Below are 2,051 nucleotides of genomic sequence, written 5' to 3'. Positions count from 1 at the left end.
AGCTGGCCCCCCGCCCGCCTGCGGCACCTTCGCGAGGGGCTGGCGGTGATGGACGCCGTCGTCGAATCGCATCCAAATCACCCCGAGGTGCGCTACCTGCGGCTGATGAGCTGCTACTACCTGCCGGCCGTCCTGGGCCGTGGCGCATCGGTGCGCGACGACTTCGCGGCCCTGGCGCGGCTGCTTCCCGCCGCGCGCGGGGAGTATCCGCCGGATCTGTACGCCGCCATCACGCGCTTCGTCCTGCGGCACGGGAATCCCACGGCGGGGCAGCGGCGTGCGCTGGAGGCGGCCTTGGCGGAATCCGGCGGATGAACAGCCGCTTTTCGCGCCCGGCGGTGGCCGCGTTCGAGCTGTTCTTTCGCCCGTGGATGCGACGGCGCGTGCACGCCGTGCGCGTCGCCTTCGCCGCGCCACCGCCGCCGGACCGGCCGCTGCTGCTGGCCGCCAACCACGTGAGCTGGTGGGACGGCTTCGTGCTGCGCGAGGTGCAGCGCACGCTGCGCCCCGGCGCGCCGATGTACACGGTGATGTCCAGCGCGGAGCTGGCGCGCTTCCCCTGGTTCCGCATGATGGGCGTCGTGGGAGTGGACTCCGCGTCGGCGGGCTCCGTTTCCCGCGCCCTCGCATTCCTGCGCGCGCGGCTCCGCGAACGGCCGGAATCCACCGTGGTCTTCTTTCCCCAGGGGCGCATCTGGCCCTCGCACCGCCGTCCCCTCGGCTTCCGGCGCGGGGTGGAGGTCTTCGCGCGCCGCCTCTCCGCGCACGTCCTCCCCGTCGGCATTCACGCCGAGCCGCTGAACACCGTCGCGCCGACGTTCTTCGTCTCCGTCGGCAGCGGGATGGAGGGGCGTGTGGAGGCGGAACAGCTGGAGCGGCGCGTGGAAAAGGAGATCGATGCCGTGCTCGGATTCCTGGCGGAGCACGGTGAGGACGCGGGGAACGCGTGGCCGGAGGGAACCCGATGATGGCGGTGTCGCTGGCCTCCACCGTCCTGCTCGCGGCCATGCTGATCGTCGCCCTGTGGAACCTGGTGGCCGCGCGCCGGCTGGAGGCAGCGGGCGATCCGTCTTCGCGCCCGGTGGTGAGCATCCTGGTGCCCGCGCGCAACGAGGAGGGCAACCTGCGCACCCTCCTCCCCGCCCTGCTGCGGGTGGATTATCCCAAGCTGGAAATCCTGGTGCTGGACGACGGGTCGGACGATGGCACGGCCGCCGTGGTCCAGGAACACGCGTCGATCCGGGGTGCGCGGCTCCGCCTGCTGCCAGGGCGTCCGCCCCCGCCGGGGTGGCTGGGCAAGTCGTGGGCGTGCCACCAGCTGGCCGCGGCGGCCAGCGGCGAGGTGCTGGTGTTCTGCGACGCCGACGTCGTTCCCCAGCCCCCCGCGCTGGACCGGACCCTCGCGGCCATGCAGTCCACGGGCGCCGGCGCCGCGACCGTCATTCCCCGGCACCAGCTGGACGGGTGGATGGAAAGCGCCGTGGTGCCGCTGGTGGCGCAGCTGCCCGTGCTGGCACTCCTGCCGCTGGCGCTGGTGCCCCGGGTGCGTGCACCGTCGCTGTCGATGGCAAACGGGCAGTGGCTGGCGTTCACCCGCGCCGCGTACGCCGCGTCCGGGGGGCACACGGCCGTGACGGACACCGTGCTGGAGGACGTCGCGCTCGGCCGCAAGGTGAAGGCGGCCGGGCACCGCCTGCTTCCCCTGGTGTCGAATTCGCTGCTGCGGGTACGGATGTACCGCGATCCGGCGGCGCTGTTCGAAGGCTTCGGCAAGAACGTCTACGCGCTGGCGGGGGGACGGCCCGCGACCTTCGCGGCGGCCCTGGCGGTGTTCGGCCTCGTGGCCATCTACCCCTGGCTGGGCGCCGTCCTGGGCGTGCGCGGCGCCCTGGTGCCGCTGGCGCTGCTGGCGGGGGTGCGGGCGTGCGGGGCACTGCTCTTTCGCCACGGCATCCGCTCGGCTCTGCTGCACCCGGCGGGAAGCATGGTGCTGGCGGCGATCGCGGTGAAGTCGTACCTGGGAACGCGGCGGGGTACCATGGAGTGGAAGG

Annotated in this window: 2 protein-coding genes and 1 pseudogene; all 3 read left to right on the top strand. The window is 73.1% G+C overall.

Going from position 1 to position 2,051, the window contains the following annotated elements:
- Positions 1-315: pseudogene (locus VIB55_RS05205) on the top strand (hypothetical protein); the annotation flags it as partial.
- The gene (locus tag VIB55_RS05200; RefSeq protein WP_331875606.1) at positions 312-968 is read left to right on the top strand and encodes a 1-acyl-sn-glycerol-3-phosphate acyltransferase; all 657 of its coding nucleotides are present in this window, start codon (positions 312-314) and stop codon (positions 966-968) included. The pseudogene VIB55_RS05205 and the gene VIB55_RS05200, both read left to right, overlap by 4 nt.
- Positions 965-2,051: glycosyltransferase family 2 protein (locus VIB55_RS05195; protein ID WP_331875605.1), on the top strand; the 1,087-nt coding region annotated here is incomplete at its 3' end. The genes VIB55_RS05200 and VIB55_RS05195, both read left to right, overlap by 4 nt.

Origin of the sequence: Longimicrobium sp. (assembly GCF_036554565.1) — a bacterium.
Taxonomy (GTDB): domain Bacteria; phylum Gemmatimonadota; class Gemmatimonadetes; order Longimicrobiales; family Longimicrobiaceae; genus Longimicrobium.
The sequence above is the reverse complement of the archived record's forward strand: the minus strand, read 5'-3'. Positions and strand labels throughout refer to the sequence as shown.